Source organism: Bacillus sp. GW823-FHT06B01, assembly GCF_058952315.1.
On sequence record NZ_JBXAHR010000002.1, the window covers coordinates 214,683 to 231,122 of the forward strand.

The following is a 16,440-nucleotide window of genomic DNA, read 5'->3' on the forward strand; positions in this document are numbered from 1 at the left end:
TCTTTCAAATACGTCTCAAAATTTTCCCTAAATTTGTTTCTTTTTTCGTACGTGAAATTGAAGTCTTTGCAAATGTATAATTCGCTTGATACAGTTCATTTTGAAGTATCTTAGTTATGATATTTTCACCAGTAAAAGCAAATATTCCTTTTCCATGATATTTGATTCGAAACAAAGGAAAAGCTAGCGTAAACGTTGGTTTTAATATCAATCAGGTGTTACATTGAGTACATCCCTAAATAGAATGTCATCAACAGTTACATCGGGGCCAAATAGTGCGACATCGTCTGCAAATTTTATTCCTTCTATTTTTCGGCTATTCTCTGTGTAACCAATTCTTTCATATCCGCTTGCTTTTAGAGTTGTTTCAATAACTGATATTAATTGAGATTGCAATCTAGTATATTCTTGCTCTGAATCTCCAGTTAAAGTGGGCATCATGCCATTGACATCTTTATTTACAATTTCAAAGGAATTAAGGATAGAATATACATTAGCTAGTTTAGAAATGATAAGATATGTAGTATATTCAACTTCAAACTCGCCTTTTACATAACTTGGTAAAGTAATATACCAATCATTTGAAGGGAATACTATGTCGCTATCTCCTTTAATTTTAATATTATTTTTATTACAAAAATCAATTATTTGTTTAGGGAGAGTTAGTTTGATAGAAGACTTTTGTAAATATTCTTCTATATTTTTTTCAACGTAGTATTTTCTTTTTACTTCTTCAATTTTTTTATTTAACATTTATGTCCTGCCCTCCTGATTTATCTGGTCCTTTAGCTCCTTTCAAATCAAAATCAACTTCGCCTAAATGTTTACCTCTTTTATTGAGTTCTTCAAATCTTCCACGTTGAGTATCTACTGAATAATATTTTCTTTAATTTCTTTTGATTTAGCTCCTTCTGGATTTATAAAATCAATAAAATTTTTTAATGTATCAAGTAAAGGAATTCCCATTAAATAATCTCCCTTAATGTTTTTATATAGAATATTTTACCATGCTCAACAGTCGATTTAGTTAAGTTTGGAAATAAATATTTGAGGTGAAAGGACTAAAAGTATTTTATATTTGAAGATGATTTTAAATTTCTTTCAAAGGTATCAACATCTCTCAAAGCGAACTTATCCACATTTAATATAAAAAGCTTACTGAGGTATATAATCAGTAAACTTTTTATTTAGTATATGTTTATTTATTACAGTGAAAAGTGTAAAAGAAGGTGCATTTACTAGGTTTAGAAACGATGGTTCTAATGTGGTATTAGCATTGAAAAGAAGTGCTAACATTAGATTGAATAAGACTGTATAAAGTTTAGATACATGAAGAAATCCGGCTCTTGTGAGTCGGATTTTCTTTTTATATATATAAGATAAGATTGCCTTTCTTATATGTAAAATTATGAATAGATAGGAATTAATTCTTGTTTAAAATCTTCATACATACCTAAAGCAATTTTTAAAATTTTTTCTAAGCTGTCATAATCGCTAAATAGTACTGGCTTAATTCTAGTATCTGGAGAAATTAAAAGTCTTGAATATAGACTCCATGGACTACCTAATCGTAGTTCATCATTATGATAAACTACCCAAGTAAAATCCAGAACGTTTACTTTAATACCAATATTAAAATAAAATAAATTTTCTTTTTTATCACCTAGTTCTCCAACTTTTAAAAACTTTTCTTTTTTATCATAAACTGATTTATAACCTAGCTTTTCAAGTATTTGTTGAATTTCTTCAATATTGGGATTAGGAATGATTTCTTCGGCATCATAATTTTCTCTCGAAAAAGAAGAAAGTTCTGTGTATCTATTAACAAAGTCAATTTTTTTTAGTGCTGTTTCTATTTCAGGTTTTAATTTTAAGCTCATAATTATTCCTCCCTAAATCTTAATGTTACACCGTATTCTTCAGCTATTTCTTTATACTTTTCTATATTTTTAATGTTTTTATTAGATGCTGGCACCTCTAAAATATAGTCTCCGTTAAGTTTTAGGCCATCTAACTCAGGATACTGATTTGATCTTATTTTAGTGCCAGATGAATATTTATCCCTAAATTCGTTCAAGTAAGTTCTAAATGTTGACTCGTCTATTTTATGTAAATCTGTAGCTTTCCTTGAAACGATTTCTTCAAAAATTGGGTCATACGAATCCAGTCTTTTGTGATTTTCTAAATGTAATTCATGGTAATCGTACCAACCTTCTTCTCTTGCTTTTGAATTAAATCTATTTCCTCTTGCCATAGGTGAATTTTTTGTCCAATAATCACTTGCCTCTTTCCAATCTAATCTGTCTTTAGGGACTTTCCCCTCTTTGGCTTTCCTATCACAATATTGCTTGTATCTTAATTCTAAATCAGATTCGATAAATTTACCATCTTTTAAAAGATTTTTAGCAGTCTCACTTGAGCCCTTAACTCCACTAACAGAACCACTAGAAGAAGACTGGATTTTTTGAAGAGTATCCTTACCATTTTGAATTGCATTACGCCCAACAAATACACCATGCCCAACAAGACTAACGCCAGCCGTTGTAGCAGCTGCATCAAATGTAATAGCAATTGGTGATGCTAATCCACCAGTTCCTACTGTTGCGACTAGAGTTAAAAAATTAGAGCCGCCTATGACGGTAAGGCCTTCTAGAATTTCTATAATGGAAGCCGCTCCTGCTATAACATTTCCCATGAACCTTCCCGCTTGATAAGTTAACTTGCTTTCTAATTCATCATTATCAGATGATTCTAATCCAATAACGCTTTCGAAAGCCGCACTGCCAGCGCCTTGAAAAAATTCTTTCATAAATTCCCAAGTACCGATAGCTGTTTTTTCGTACCATGGTCTATTGGCCTCTTGTTCTCGTAAAGCAATTATTTCTTCCATTTCTTTTTTTATTTCAGCTTCACGAGCTTTTTCCTCTGTAATTTGTTGAATGGAAGCTATCCATTCCATATTTAATCCCTGTGTGCTAAATGTTCCTGATACAGGACTAAACCCTTTTCCGCTTTGGACTTCGGCTAAACCTGTCGCAATGCTAGCGGCTAATTGAATCGCTGTATTATAGTTATCGCTAGATGTTTGATTAAATTCATATAGATGTTCTAATTTTTCTTGCAGTTTACGCCTCATGACAGCAAAAAGATTTACCATAGCGTCCATGCCCGAGATCGGCATAGCTTGATTGATTGCTTCCGTACTTGCTATCATTCGGTCAATTTCTCGAATTTGTTCTAATATCTCTTGTTCGATTACATCTGTGGAAGCGACTTGTGATTGAAATTGATTTGGAAATGCATTATTCTGACGGATTAATTCTTCACATAAGTAAATGATTCCTTGTGCTAAAGGACGAAAGGTTTGTACAAAAAATGATTTTGCACTGCTATATGTTTGTCCTTGTAGAACAATATCAACTGCAAAAGCGTCAATCGACTGAATGGCTTGTTCCATGCCTTGAATGGTAGCCGTACATACAGCATTCATGCTTTGTGTTTGGATATGTACTTCTCCTAGATACATGTTTAAACTCATAAATTCCCCTCCTCAACAAGTAAATCATACCAATTTAAGGATGAAAATGTAAATATTACATCCTCTTAAATTTCCGATTCCAGAAGGGTATTCTGAGTTTCTGCTTCGTGTTGGGGATTGGTGAGGAAGTTTATGTTAAAAATAGAAATGTCGTTTTTTATTATGGAAGGGAAAAAACGGTGATGTTAAATAATCCATCAAATAAAAAAAGTGAACGACTACGAATATTCGTTCACTTTTTGTCTTATTCTTTACGTTAAATATAGTTCATAATCTCCTTCAATACGGTTTGGTTTCCCAAACATTTCTTCGTATAGACTAACATGTTTTGAAAATCCATTTTTTAATGCAAAGTGGTAACCTTCTTTAGTTACGACTTGCTGTAAGACTAATCGTTCGAAGCCTTTTTCTTTAGCGAATGTCTTAAACCATTCAATAACAATACTCCCCTTACCTTGATTGCTTGGGGTAATACTTATAGCGGTGATCGCCAAGTATGAATTGGTGGAAAACTCACTTCTAAGGCTAATGGTGACCTTATGTTCTTTAGAAGAAATATTTAAGGCATACTTAGAAACCCCTTCTATGAACATTATTTCGTCTTGTACTAATTCTTCTAGTAACATTTTTAATTTTTGAAAGTCTTGTACATGAAGAGGGATCTCGGTGAATTTTTCTTTCAAAACAATTAACTCCTTTTATCATCTGTTTTTTGCACTTATCCATTTCTATACACACGCCAGCCATTATATTTTTTGTCCCAAACTAGCCCCACTTAGCCCCAGGTGCATACTTTTTAATGCTTTATTTTGCATTATTAGTGATAAATAAAAAAAGCCCAGGCCCCTTGATAAACAAGGTTCCTAAGGCTTTTAATACTACTCTTTGCAGAGTACCGAGATTAACGAGAGTAGAACTCTACGATTAATGCTTCGTTGATTTCAGCTGCTAACTCAGAACGCTCAGCGTGACGAGTGTAAGTAGCTTCTAATTTATCAGCATCGAAAGTTAAGTATTCTGGTACGAAGTTGTTAACTTCGATCGCTTCTTTAACAACAACAAGGCTGTTAGATTTTTCGCGAACGCTGATTGTTTGACCAGGTTTTACACGGTAAGATGGGATATCTACACGAGATCCATCAACTGTGATGTGGCCGTGGTTTACTAATTGGCGAGCTGCACGACGAGTGCGAGCTAAGCCCATACGGTAAACTAGGTTGTCAAGACGAGCTTCAAGAAGGATCATGAAGTTTTCGCCGTGCTTACCAGGCATTTTACCTGCTTGGTCAAATGTGCGACGGAATTGACGCTCAGTCATGCCGTACATGTGACGAAGTTTTTGTTTCTCTTGTAATTGTAAACCGTATTCTGAAAGTTTCTTACGTTGGTTAGGACCGTGAGGACCTGGTGCGTAAGGGCGTTTTTCTAATTCTTTTCCTGTGCCGCTTAGAGAGATTCCAAGACGACGAGACAGTTTCCAAGCTGGACCTGTATAACGAGCCATAGTTGACTCCTCCTTTAAAAATGTTTTTATTTACGTAAAATAAAAACAGACGTAATCGATATTTACGGGCATTTTGTTTTCATGTACCTTCGCTCCAGCAGCAGGGAGTTACGAGATACACCTCCGTAGAGGAACAAAATACAAACGATAAACTCACATTACAAGGCTGCCTTTTTATTTTACACAAACGCTATTATATCTTTTACCCAGAGTTTCGTCAAGCCACTCCCTTTTTGTTTTATGCATATAAATTTTGGAAATTAATATAAGAAGGAATTTAAAACAATATAAAAGAAGAGATAGAAACACAAATAAAACGCTTACATAAAATGTAGTAAAAACGTTCATCAGTTTTTACTGGTGAATATGCGGCAATAAAAACATAAAAGGGGATGTTTTTATGAAAAAGAAGCATATGGAGACAGCGTTAATTCATCACGGGTATACATCTGAGGAACATAAAGGAAGTTTAACACCACCGTTATTTCAAACGTCTACATTTACATTTGAGACTGCGCAGCAAGGAGAGGCGAGTTTTGCGGGAGTGGATCCATCTTATATTTACTCAAGACTTGGAAATCCAACTGTAAAATTATTTGAAGAACGTATGGCGGTGTTAGAAGGAGGAGAAGAAGCACTTGCTTTCGGATCAGGAATGGCAGCTATTTCAGCAACGTTAATTGGCTTTCTAAAAGCTGGAGATCATATTATTTGTTCAAATGGATTATACGGGTGCACGTACGGTTTTTTAGAAGTGTTAGAAGAGAAATTTATGATTACGCATTCGTTTTGTGATATGGAGACAGAGGATGATGTCGAAAATAAAATCCGTCCAAATACAAAGGTTATTTTCGTTGAAACACCGATTAATCCAACGATGAAATTAATCGATTTAAAACAAGTTATTCGGGTTGCGAAGCGAAATGGCTTACTTGTCGTTGTTGATAATACGTTTTGTTCACCGTATTTACAAAGACCGCTTGAGCTTGGTTGTGATGCGGTTGTTCATAGTGCGACAAAATATATTGGTGGTCATGGCGATGTTGTGGCGGGTGTAACGATTTGTAAAACGAAAGCATTAGCTGAAAAAATTCGCCCGATGCGTAAAGATATCGGCGGTATTATGGCGCCGTTTGATGCGTGGTTATTGTTACGTGGATTAAAGACGTTAGCGGTAAGGATGGACCGTCATTGTGATAATGCAGAAAAAATTGTATCGTTTCTGAAAAATCATGATGAGGTAGAAGGTGTTTGGTATCCAGAAGGGGAGTTAGCATCTCGCCAAATGAAACGGGGCGGTGGTGTGATTTCTTTTTCAATTAAAGGCGGAAAAGAAGAGACGCAAGCGTTTATCAATGACCTTCACTTTATTACAATTGCCGTAAGTTTAGGGGATACAGAAACGTTAATTCAGCATCCGGCAACGATGACGCACGCTGCGATTCCAGCTGAGCTAAGACAAGAAATGGGTATTTACGATAATTTAATACGTTTATCTGTCGGTTTAGAATCATGGGAGGATATCGTTTCTGATTTAGAACAGGCACTAAAGAAAATATCTACTGTTAGTAATCAATAAAAAAGAGTGAGCTATCGGTTTCGTACGTGATGTACGCAATCGATAACTCACTCTTTTCTTTTTTAAATATGTTTTAGGAGTGTTTCCACAAACTTTTCTAAATAGCGCTGATCTACTTCATCAAAACGATTTTTTTCAGGGCTATCAATATCAAGTACACCGATGATAGTTCCTTCTTTCACGATTGGTACGACGATTTCTGAATTAGAAGCACTGTCGCAAGCGATATGTCCTGGAAATTGGTGAACGTCTGCTACAAGCTGCGTTGTTTTTGTTTCAGCTGCAACGCCGCAAACGCCTCGTCCAAATGGAATGCGCACGCAAGCAGGCATTCCTTGGAAAGGTCCAAGAACAAGCTGATTTCCGTCTGTTACATAAAAGCCAACCCAATTCACACGATCTAAAAATTGATTTAATAATGCGGACGCATTTGATAAGTTTGCGACTACGTTCGGTTCGCCAGTTAATAATGCATCCAGTTGTTTAATTACTGTCTCGTATTGTTCTTCACGAGAACCTGCATAACTTTCTTTAGTAAACATGGAAACAACTCCCTTTTTATCGAGATGTGTAAAATATTAGCAAAATACGATGTATTTCACATGACTTTGTCGATAGAAAATTAAAGGAATTTGTCTTAAAAGTCAAGAAATTTAAACTATAGCTGTTCAGTGAGAGGAAGTGAGCGCATGAAACAGACGAAACAAAAAGTAATTGATGCGGCAATATCGTTGTTTAACACGAAAGGTTATGATGGAACGTCGGTGCGAGAAATTGCAAAGCGAGCGGATGTGAATGTAGCGAATATTTCATATTATTTTGCTGGAAAGCAAGGTTTATTAGAACAGCTTATTACTGACTTTTTAGAAGGATATATTCATGTGATTGAAATGTCGTTCGAACAGAGAGAATATTTGTCGGCTAAAGATGTGATGGTGCAAATGGTGCGCGAGATTTTACGATATCAATTTGAAAATAGGGAACTGACACGTTTCTTCTACCGAGAGCTTTCACTTGATACGACATTAATTCGCGAAGTGATGACCATTTACTTTTCTAAAGAAAGATATTATATAGAGCAAATGATTAGACAGGGACAAATAAGGCAAGAGTTTAAAAAGGTATCTTTTACAATGTTTATGACGCAATTAAAAGGCATGATGAATATGCCGTTTTTATATCCGCAATATATATCAGAAGTGCTGCATTCTTTTCCGTCTGAGACATTTTTCATAGAAATGTACACGAAAGAAATTGAGCAATGGATGGAACACACATTATGTATAACGAATATGTACTATGAATTGCCAAGAGCTGTTCATATGTGAAGAATCCCCACCTAACGAACTGAGGTGGGGATTTTTGTGCTTTCTTTCCTTTGCCATACATTGTTGCATAAGAGCGCGATAATTGTTAATGAGGCTCCGGCAATTTCAATTTTGTCGACTGTATAACCTCGAAAGATGGAACCGATAAGTGCAAGTACAGGAACTAAATTCATAAATAATATGCCGTTAATAGATGAAATATAGCGATTTCCTGTGTTCCAGCAAAATACAGCGATAACACCTGCAACAATCGACATATACAAGAGTTCAAAACGAACGCTCATAATGGTACGAAGTGACGGCATAGTAACGATGTTTGTGTAAGTGAAGAAAGTGACGATAACGATGAGTGAAACTGAGCCGAATAAACAAGTTAACGTCGTATATCGAAGTGGTGACCAAGATTGAAAACGAGCACCACCGTTCGTATAAATGACCCAGCAAGTAACGCCGCATAGCATAAGTATATTTGTTGAGAGGTGACTGGCAGCTCCAAATAATAAGTGAATATTTCCTTTTGAAATGACAAGCATAACACCGAGCAATGCAACGAACATACAAAGGAATGTGTAGTTTTGTGGGCGTTTGTTTTTTGTTATCCACTGCAATAATAAAGCGATGAGCGGCATAAGAGATTGAATCATCGCAGCATGGATGGCCCCAGAAGGCTCGGCAAGTTGTTGGCCGTAAAAAATGAGAAAACCATATCCAGCGAAACCGACTGTTCCGTAAAAGAATAACGAAAGTGTTCTTTTTTCTAAGTGGAGTGAAGTTTTTCCTTCAGTAATGAATAGCAAAATAAGAAAAATAATAGCTGCTGATCCGTACCGGATAGTTGTGAAGAAGAACGGATCGATAAACTGCAGAGCATTTGCCATGACAGGAAACATAAATCCCCAAGCCGTTACGGCAAGCAAGCATAGGAGGGATCCGAGTAGCATTTGTTTTTTGTCCAAGAGTATCTTTCCCCTTTACATTTCGTTATAGTAAGTTGATGAAATAAGTATAAAGAGTAATTGTTTATAGAAGGAAATATCGATTTTTTATGACAGTTATAACTTTTTGTTAGAGGTGTGTACGATGGATTTGGAAGCAGTACGATCGTTTCTTGAAGTGAAGAATACGCGAAGTTTATCGAAGGCGAGTAAGCTTTTACATATTTCTCAACCCGCGCTTAGTAAGCAAATTCAAAGGTTAGAAGCGGATTTAAAGGTTACTTTACTGAAGCGTTCCGCGCAAGGAGTGGAATTAACAGAGGCTGGAGAGTTATTTATAACAAGGATGTTACCGATTTTGGAACACATAAATGAAGTGAAAGCCGAAATGAAGAATTTTCAAGAGAAGCGGAAAATTTCTATAGGCATATTGCCAAGTTTAGCAGCTCATTATATATCAAAATGTAAAGATGTATTAGGTGACGGATTCGAAGTAGAATGGAAAATTGAACATACGAAAGTATTAATGGGACTCTTTAAAGAGCGGAAGATTGAAGCGATGTTCGTCGATTCAGTAGTAGAAGACGCTACGTGTATAAAAGAAATGCGAGAAGAAAAAATTGTTTGTCTAGTTTCAAGTGATCATCTTTATAAAGAGAAAATAGTAATCCGAATGGAAGATTTGCAAAATGAAAAGTTAATCGTATATCCAGAAATTTGTGATGTAAGGAAAATGATTACGAATATGTTTCAAGGGATAGGGGCGAAACCAATCATTGCATTTGAAACTTCTTATGCAGAACCGATGCTTGCAATGGTCGGAGCTGGACTTGGTATTACGTTACTTCCAGAAATGGCAGTAGAGCAAGCTGTAAAGCAAGGGAATGTGTATGCGATTTCTATTGAACCACCACTTATGCGCAAAATTTATTTCGTATCTCATATGAAAGAGAACCTGTTATTACAATCATTTGATGATGGGAGATAATCCAAACAGAAGATTGAGAAAGATTACAATTGCATTGAAAGAAACATGAAATTTTAAAAAAAACTAGGTCAAAAACACGCCATTACATGGTATGATTAGTACATTGTTAGTTGTTAAATATAGGGGGATTCCCTTTTTATACATAATGCCTTCCATTTCATAAACGGAACGGACAAAAAAAGAGATATAACTAGGAGGCTTTTTTGCATGGATTCTATCCTGACGATCGTTATCATTGTAGTAAGCTCTATTCTAGTGCTGCTCATGATAGAGCTTGTGATAAGAAATCGTTCATATAAAGATATTGAAGCACTGGAGCAGTGGAAACAAGAGATAAAAGATAAGCCTGTGGCAGATGAACTAAAACGGGTGAAAGACTTAAATATGACAGGTCAAACAGAAGAACTGTTCGGTAAATGGCGTGAAGAATGGGATGAGATTGTATCAACAACCCTTCCGAAAGCAGACAAAGATTTAGCGCAAGCGCGAAAATTCGCCTCGCAATTCTCCTTCCGAAAAGCAAAGCATGCGATGAATGAATCCATAAGTGGTTTAGATGACGCTGATAATCGTATTACAGATATTTTAAATGAATTACAGCAATTGTTAGAAAGCCATGAAAAAAATAGCTCGGAAATTGAAGGGTTACGTGATACATATCGTAGTATGAAGAAGAGTGTTCTTGCTCATAGACATATGTATGGAGCAGCAGAACAGAAAATCGAAGAAATGCTAGACGCTGAATCTAATAAGTTTAAAAGCTTTGAAGAGGCAACAGATAATGGTGACTATTTAAAAGCGAGAGAAATTGTTATTAGTTTGGAAGAAGGTTTGGCAAACTTAGAAATCATTATTCACCAAATTCCAGATTTATTGGTAGAGTGTCAAGCGACGTTACCAGTTCAGCTGGAAGATTTATTACAAGGACATAATGATATGGTACGACAAGGTTATGTATTAGAGTATTTGGAAGTCCCTAAAGAAGTTCGTGATATGACGACACAACTACACACATGTTTAATGGATATACAGGAGCTTCATATAACCGAAGCAGCTGAAAAAGTAGAAAACTTAAAAACGCGCTTAGATGGCTTCTATGATCAACTGGAACAAGAAGTACATGCGAGACATTATGTGGAGCAAAAAACACTTTCTGTTTATGAAGACTTAGAAGAAATTCGCATTGAAACGATTGAAACAAAAGCAGAAACACAACTTGTGAAACAAAGTTATCAGTTACAAGATAAGGATATTGAGTCTCAAAAGGTAATTGAAAAGCAAATGCACATTTTAATGAAACGTTTTGAAATGCTACAATTACGCGTTGCTGAACAAGATATTGCCTTCTCTATTATTCGTGAGGAACTAGAAGAGGTTTATGAGCAATGTGAAACGTTAAAAGTACTTCATGCAGAATATAAAGAAATGCTGCAAACGATGCGTAAAGAAGAATTTGAAGCACGTGAGAAGTTACAAGAAATGCGAAATATCATTTTTGAAACGAAACGTTTTATGCAAAAGTCGAATTTGCCAGGTCTTCCAGAAAGCATTATGGAAGATTTACAAAGAGGACAAATGGCAATGCAAGCTGTATATGAACAGTTAGAAGTGAAACCGTTAAATATGAACGCTGTAAATAGCAGTTTAGAAGAAGCGTACACAACTGTTAATGGTGTAGCTGAAATGACAGAAGAGTTAATTGGACAAGCGTATTTAGTTGAAAAATTAATTCAATACGGTAATCGTTACCGCAGTCATGATGAGAACCTTGCAGAGAGCTTAAATTATGCGGAGAAATTATTCCGTGAATATCAATACGATGCAGCTTTAGAACAAGCGGCTTCTGTACTAGAGCAACTTGAACCTGGCGTTGTTCAAAAAATAGCTGAATATGTAGACAATGAACAAACCCTTTCATAAGGGTTTGTTTTTTTGTGTAATTTTGGGGACGATGTTGCTATAATGAATAGCGGAATACAGTAAGGTTATTCGTTTTAAAATATAGTGAAACTGTAGTCAGTAGGGTCATCCTCGCTAATTATCGGCCTTCACAATCGGGATAAAATGGAACCTTTGAGTAGTCTTAGCGTAATTACACGTATTTGTGATATGATTATATGATGTGATAGCGCTGAAAGGGGAAGAACGATGATCTATTTTGATAATAGTGCGACGACGAAGCCATATCCAGAAGCCCTTCAATCGTACGTAACGGTTGCTGGAAAATATTTTGGAAACCCTTCTTCTATTCATTCGCTTGGGGGAGAGGCAGAGCGTCTATTAACACAATCAAGAACGATTGCAGCGCAGCTTCTTCACGTTAAACCTTCTGAGATTATTTTCACATCAGGTGGAACGGAAGGGAATAACCTTGCGATTAAAGGAATAGCGATGAGGAATCGTTCGCGCGGTAAACATATTATTACAACAAATATTGAACACGCGTCTGTGTTTGAAGCATATAAACAATTAGAAGATCTCGGTTTTGATGTAACATATTTACCGGTTAATGAGCATGGTGTTGTATCGGTAGAGGATGTAAAACGAGCACTTCGTGAAGATACGATTCTTGTGTCAATTATTCACGTGAACAACGAGACTGGAGCAATTCAGCCTGTTGCTGAAATTGGAACGTTATTATCGAACTATCCGAAAATAAGATTCCATGTGGACCATGTACAAGGGATAGGAAAAGTACCGCTTGATTTATATGCTTCTCATATTGATCTTTGCTCAATATCTGGACATAAATTCCACAGTGTAAAAGGAACGGGTCTTCTTTATGTACGTGATGGCGTAAGGTTAGATCCAATTTTATCAGGTGGTCAACAAGAGCTTAAGTATCGCTCTGGTACAGAAAACTTACCTGGCATTGTAGCGATGGTGAAAGCACTTCGCATGACAATGGAACAAATGAAAGAAAAGATAGCTCATTTGCACAATTTACAAACAGAGCTTGTCCGTTTCTTGAAAGAGATGGAAGATGTAACGATTAATACGTCGCTTGCATATGCAGCACCGCACATTTTAAATGTGTCATTTGTTGGTTTAAAACCAGAAGTGGTCGTTCATGCTTTAGAAGAGCACGGTGTATATGTATCGACGAAGTCTGCTTGTTCTTCAAAAGCAAATGAAGTGAGCAGAGTGTTAGTGTCAATGGGAGTACCCCATGCCGCTGCTGCAAGTGCTATTCGTATTAGTTTGGCACCAGAAAACACGATGGAAGAAGTAAAACAATTTCAAGGTATTGTGAAAGAGACGATGCCAAAATTATATGAAGTGATGAGGTAAAGGAATATGATGACATATGAATATATTTTAGTTCGTTATGGAGAGATGACGACTAAAGGTAAGAACCGCTCTAAATTTGTAAGCACATTGAAAGATAACGTAAAGTTCAAGCTGAAAAAGTTCCCAAATATTAAAATCGATGCAACGCATGACCGTATGTACATTCAATTAAATGGCGAAGACCATGAAGCAATTTCTGAAAGATTGAAAGATGTATTCGGTATTCATAAGTTTAACTTAGCGATGAAAGTACCATCAGAATTAGAAGATATTAAAAAGGGTGCATTAGCAGCTTTCTTACAAGTAAAAGATGATGTGAAAACATTTAAAATTACAGTGCACCGTTCTGATAAGCGCTTCCCAATGAAGACGATGGAGTTACTTCCAGAAATCGGTGGACACATTTTAGAAAATACAGAGGATATCACAGTAGATGTTCATAATCCAGATGTGAATGTACGTATAGAAATTCGCAGTGGTTACAGCTATATTATGTGTGGTGAGCATATGGGAGCTGGTGGTTTACCAGTTGGTGTTGGCGGAAAAGTAATGGTACTTCTTTCTGGTGGTATCGATAGCCCAGTAGCAACGTACTTAACGATGAAACGCGGAGTGTCTGTGGAAGCAGTTCATTTCCATAGCCCACCTTTCACAAGCGAGCGTGCAAAACAAAAAGTAATCGATTTAGCACAAGAGTTAACGAAGTACTGTAAACGTGTAACGCTTCACCTTGTTCCATTTACAGAAGTGCAAAAAACGATTAATAAAGAAATTCCATCTAGCTATTCAATGACAGTTATGCGCCGTATGATGATGCGTATTACAGAGCGTATCGCAGAGGAGCGTAATGCACTTGCAATTACGACTGGTGAAAGTCTCGGACAAGTAGCAAGCCAAACATTAGATAGTATGCATACAATCAACGAAGTAACAAACTATCCGGTTATTCGTCCACTTATTACGATGGATAAATTAGAAATTATTAAAATCGCTGAAGAAATCGGCACATATGATATTTCAATTCGTCCGTACGAAGATTGCTGTACAGTATTCACACCAGCAAGCCCAGCGACGAAGCCGAAGCGTGAAAAAGCGAATCGTTTTGAAGCGAAATACGATTTCACACCATTAATCGATGAAGCTGTAGCGAACAAAGAAACAATGGTATTACAAACGGTAGAAGTAGTAGCGGAAGAAGACAAATTCGAAGAACTTTTCTAAAACCATAAATTACCATATCTAAAACGTGTATGAAGTCATGTTATTTATCACACTCTATACTCACAAGGAGGTGATATAACATGTCACGTAGCACAAATAAATTAGCGGTTCCTGGTGCTGAATCAGCATTAGACCAAATGAAATACGAAATCGCTCAAGAGTTTGGTGTTCAACTTGGAGCAGATGCAACTGCTCGCGCTAACGGTTCTGTTGGTGGTGAAATCACTAAACGTCTAGTTTCACTAGCTGAGCAACAATTAGGCGGTTACCAAAAATAATCCCATATAAGATGGCTTAGAAAGAGCGGGTTTTCCCGCTCTTTCTTTTTGTTGTTTGCACCGTTATACATTCATTTCGACATAGACATAAAAAATTTGTCAAAAGAAGAGGGTTCAAAATTAACTGAAAATTCTTTATTATATAAGGGAGGCATAGAAATGGAGGAGGATATTGTATGAAGAGAGAGGAATTGTTGGCGCCACCGTCTTATAATTTAGTTTCTGAAATAGAGAAATATACAGGTGATAAAGATAAGCTTGCTTTAATTTGGCAAGATGATAAAGGGAATAGACGAGAAGTTACATACGCTGAGCTTATGAAAGGTGCGAATAAAATTGGAAACGCTTTTATAAAGAGTGGTCTGCAAAAAGGGGACAAGCTCCTCATTATGATGCCGCGCTTAATTGAAGCGTACATGACGTATATCGCTGCGATTAAAGCAGGATTTGTCGTAATTCCGAGTTCGGAAATGTTGCGCAAAAAGGATATAGAATATCGCATTGGGCACGGGGAAGTAAAAGCAATCGTAAGTTATGAGCCGTACATTGGGCAGTTTGATGATATAGAAGCGATGGAATCTCTTCAAAAATTCGTTCTGAGCGAGCAGTCAGTAGATGGATGGATTAATTTAAAAACAGCGTTAGAAACAGAAAGTGACATGTTAGAAATGGCGAAGACTGATAAAGAAGATATGGTCTTTTTATCTTACACGTCAGGAACGACAGGAAACCCAAAAGGTGTTGTTCATACGCATGCGTGGGCATACGCTCATTTGCGCACGAGCGCTCCAAATTGGCTCGGAATTGAAGAGGATGATGTTGTATGGGCGACGGCTAGTCCAGGTTGGCAAAAGTGGATTTGGAGCCCGTTTTTAGCAACACTCGGATCAGGAGCGACAGGATTTGTATACAACGGTAAATTTGAACCAAAAACGTATTTAAACTTATTAGGTGATAATAAGGTGAATGTGCTTTGTTGTACGCCGACTGAGTATAGATTAATGGCAAAAGTAGAAGACTTAAGTGAGTACAATTTAGAAGCGTTACATAGCGCTGTATCCGCAGGTGAGCCATTAAATAGAGAAGTCATTGAAACGTTCCAAAAGCACTTTAATATTACAGTAAGAGACGGCTACGGGCAAACGGAAAATACATTGCTTGTTGGTGTAATGAAAGGGATGGATATTAGACCGGGATCAATGGGAAAACCAACGCCAGGCAACCACGTTGATATTGTAGATGAAGAAGGTATCCCGGTACAGGTAGGAGAAGTTGGTGATATCGCAGTTCACATTGAAACGCCAGCCCTCTTTAAACAATATTATAAAGACGATGAGCGCACAGTGATGCAATTCCGCGGTGATTATTATATTACCGGTGATAAAGCGAAGAAAGATGAAGACGGCTATTTCTGGTTTGAAGGGCGCGGTGATGATATTATTATTAGCTCTGGTTATACAATTGGGCCGTTTGAAGTAGAAGATGCGCTCGTAAAACATCCTTATGTAAGAGAGTGTGCGGTTGTCGCAAGCCCTGATGAAATTCGCGGAAGTGTCGTGAAGGCATTTATCGTATTAAGAGAGAATATAGACAAGAATGAAGAAACATTAATTCCAGTACTCCAACAACACGTCAAAGAACTCACTGCACCATATAAATACCCTCGCAAAATTGAATTTGTAGATGAACTACCAAAAACGATTTCCGGAAAAATTCGCCGTATTGAGCTTAGAAAACAAGAGATGGAGATTCCGTCAAAATAATTTTGAAAACAGTGA

At 36.6% G+C, this 16,440-nt stretch carries 15 protein-coding genes and 1 pseudogene; 8 read left to right on the forward strand and 8 right to left on the reverse strand.

The genetic code is table 11. From position 1 onward, the window contains the following. Window positions 1-207 precede the first annotated feature (207 nt). From AC1Q8N_RS08120 to rpsD, 6 genes and pseudogenes are all read right to left on the reverse strand, one after another. Window positions 208-753, reverse strand: coding sequence for a hypothetical protein (locus AC1Q8N_RS08120; RefSeq protein WP_016085941.1), 546 nt, complete (start codon window positions 751-753; stop codon window positions 208-210). After that, window positions 743-844: pseudogene (locus AC1Q8N_RS08125) on the reverse strand (hypothetical protein); the annotation flags it as partial. The pseudogene AC1Q8N_RS08125 and the gene AC1Q8N_RS08120, both read right to left, overlap by 11 nt. Before the next feature lie 562 nt (window positions 845-1,406). Beyond that, window positions 1,407-1,880 carry a hypothetical protein gene (locus tag AC1Q8N_RS08130; protein WP_002199161.1) on the reverse strand — a complete coding sequence of 158 codons (474 nt, stop codon included), beginning with the start codon at window positions 1,878-1,880 and terminating at the stop codon, window positions 1,407-1,409. Window positions 1,881-1,882: 2 nt separating this feature from the next. Then, window positions 1,883-3,538, reverse strand: coding sequence for a T7SS effector LXG polymorphic toxin (locus AC1Q8N_RS08135; protein ID WP_098642628.1), 1,656 nt, complete (start codon window positions 3,536-3,538; stop codon window positions 1,883-1,885). Window positions 3,539-3,789: 251 nt separating this feature from the next. After that, window positions 3,790-4,221 carry a GNAT family N-acetyltransferase gene (locus tag AC1Q8N_RS08140; RefSeq protein ID WP_098642629.1) on the reverse strand — a complete coding sequence of 144 codons (432 nt, stop codon included), beginning with the start codon at window positions 4,219-4,221 and terminating at the stop codon, window positions 3,790-3,792. Window positions 4,222-4,439: 218 nt separating this feature from the next. After that, window positions 4,440-5,042, reverse strand: coding sequence for a 30S ribosomal protein S4 (gene rpsD, locus AC1Q8N_RS08145; protein ID WP_000135322.1), 603 nt, complete (start codon window positions 5,040-5,042; stop codon window positions 4,440-4,442). Between the two features lie 400 nt (window positions 5,043-5,442). On the opposite strand from rpsD, the gene megL reads away from it, so the two are divergent. Beyond that, a complete protein-coding gene (gene megL, locus AC1Q8N_RS08150) occupies window positions 5,443-6,621 on the forward strand; it encodes a methionine gamma-lyase (protein WP_098642630.1) in 1,179 nt (392 codons plus the stop codon). A 62-nt stretch (window positions 6,622-6,683) separates the two neighbouring features. On the opposite strand, the gene AC1Q8N_RS08155 is transcribed toward megL, so the two are convergent. After that, the gene (locus AC1Q8N_RS08155; RefSeq protein WP_048544449.1) at window positions 6,684-7,163 is read right to left on the reverse strand and encodes a GAF domain-containing protein; all 480 of its coding nucleotides are present in this window, start codon (window positions 7,161-7,163) and stop codon (window positions 6,684-6,686) included. A 147-nt stretch (window positions 7,164-7,310) separates the two neighbouring features. On the opposite strand from AC1Q8N_RS08155, the gene refZ reads away from it, so the two are divergent. Then, window positions 7,311-7,949 (forward strand): forespore capture DNA-binding protein RefZ, encoded by a 639-nt coding sequence (gene refZ / locus AC1Q8N_RS08160; RefSeq protein ID WP_098078731.1) that lies wholly within the window; start codon window positions 7,311-7,313, stop codon window positions 7,947-7,949. A gap of 11 nt (window positions 7,950-7,960) precedes the next feature. Here refZ and AC1Q8N_RS08165 read toward each other — a convergent pair whose 3' ends face one another. Further along, entirely contained in the window at window positions 7,961-8,905 is a 945-nt protein-coding gene (locus AC1Q8N_RS08165) for a DMT family transporter (RefSeq protein ID WP_098642631.1), read from the reverse strand. Between the two features lie 124 nt (window positions 8,906-9,029). On the opposite strand from AC1Q8N_RS08165, the gene AC1Q8N_RS08170 reads away from it, so the two are divergent. The 6 genes from AC1Q8N_RS08170 (at window position 9,030) to mbcS (ending at window position 16,425) form a co-directional block, all read left to right on the forward strand. Next, on the forward strand, window positions 9,030-9,872 hold the full coding sequence (locus tag AC1Q8N_RS08170; protein ID WP_098642632.1) for a LysR family transcriptional regulator: 843 nt from the start codon (window positions 9,030-9,032) through the stop codon (window positions 9,870-9,872). Between the two features lie 207 nt (window positions 9,873-10,079). Beyond that, complete coding sequence (gene ezrA / locus AC1Q8N_RS08175) at window positions 10,080-11,792, forward strand: septation ring formation regulator EzrA (RefSeq protein WP_098642633.1); 1,713 nt, start codon at window positions 10,080-10,082, stop codon at window positions 11,790-11,792. Between the two features lie 228 nt (window positions 11,793-12,020). Further along, window positions 12,021-13,163 carry a cysteine desulfurase family protein gene (locus AC1Q8N_RS08180; protein ID WP_098069298.1) on the forward strand — a complete coding sequence of 381 codons (1,143 nt, stop codon included), beginning with the start codon at window positions 12,021-12,023 and terminating at the stop codon, window positions 13,161-13,163. Window positions 13,164-13,169: 6 nt separating this feature from the next. Beyond that, window positions 13,170-14,384 (forward strand): tRNA uracil 4-sulfurtransferase ThiI, encoded by a 1,215-nt coding sequence (gene thiI, locus AC1Q8N_RS08185; RefSeq protein WP_048544434.1) that lies wholly within the window; start codon window positions 13,170-13,172, stop codon window positions 14,382-14,384. 80 nt (window positions 14,385-14,464) lie between these two features. Beyond that, entirely contained in the window at window positions 14,465-14,662 is a 198-nt protein-coding gene (locus tag AC1Q8N_RS08190) for an alpha/beta-type small acid-soluble spore protein (protein WP_000091640.1), read from the forward strand. 176 nt (window positions 14,663-14,838) lie between these two features. After that, window positions 14,839-16,425 carry an acyl-CoA synthetase MbcS gene (mbcS, locus tag AC1Q8N_RS08195; RefSeq protein ID WP_048544432.1) on the forward strand — a complete coding sequence of 529 codons (1,587 nt, stop codon included), beginning with the start codon at window positions 14,839-14,841 and terminating at the stop codon, window positions 16,423-16,425. Window positions 16,426-16,440: the final 15 nt, after the last annotated feature.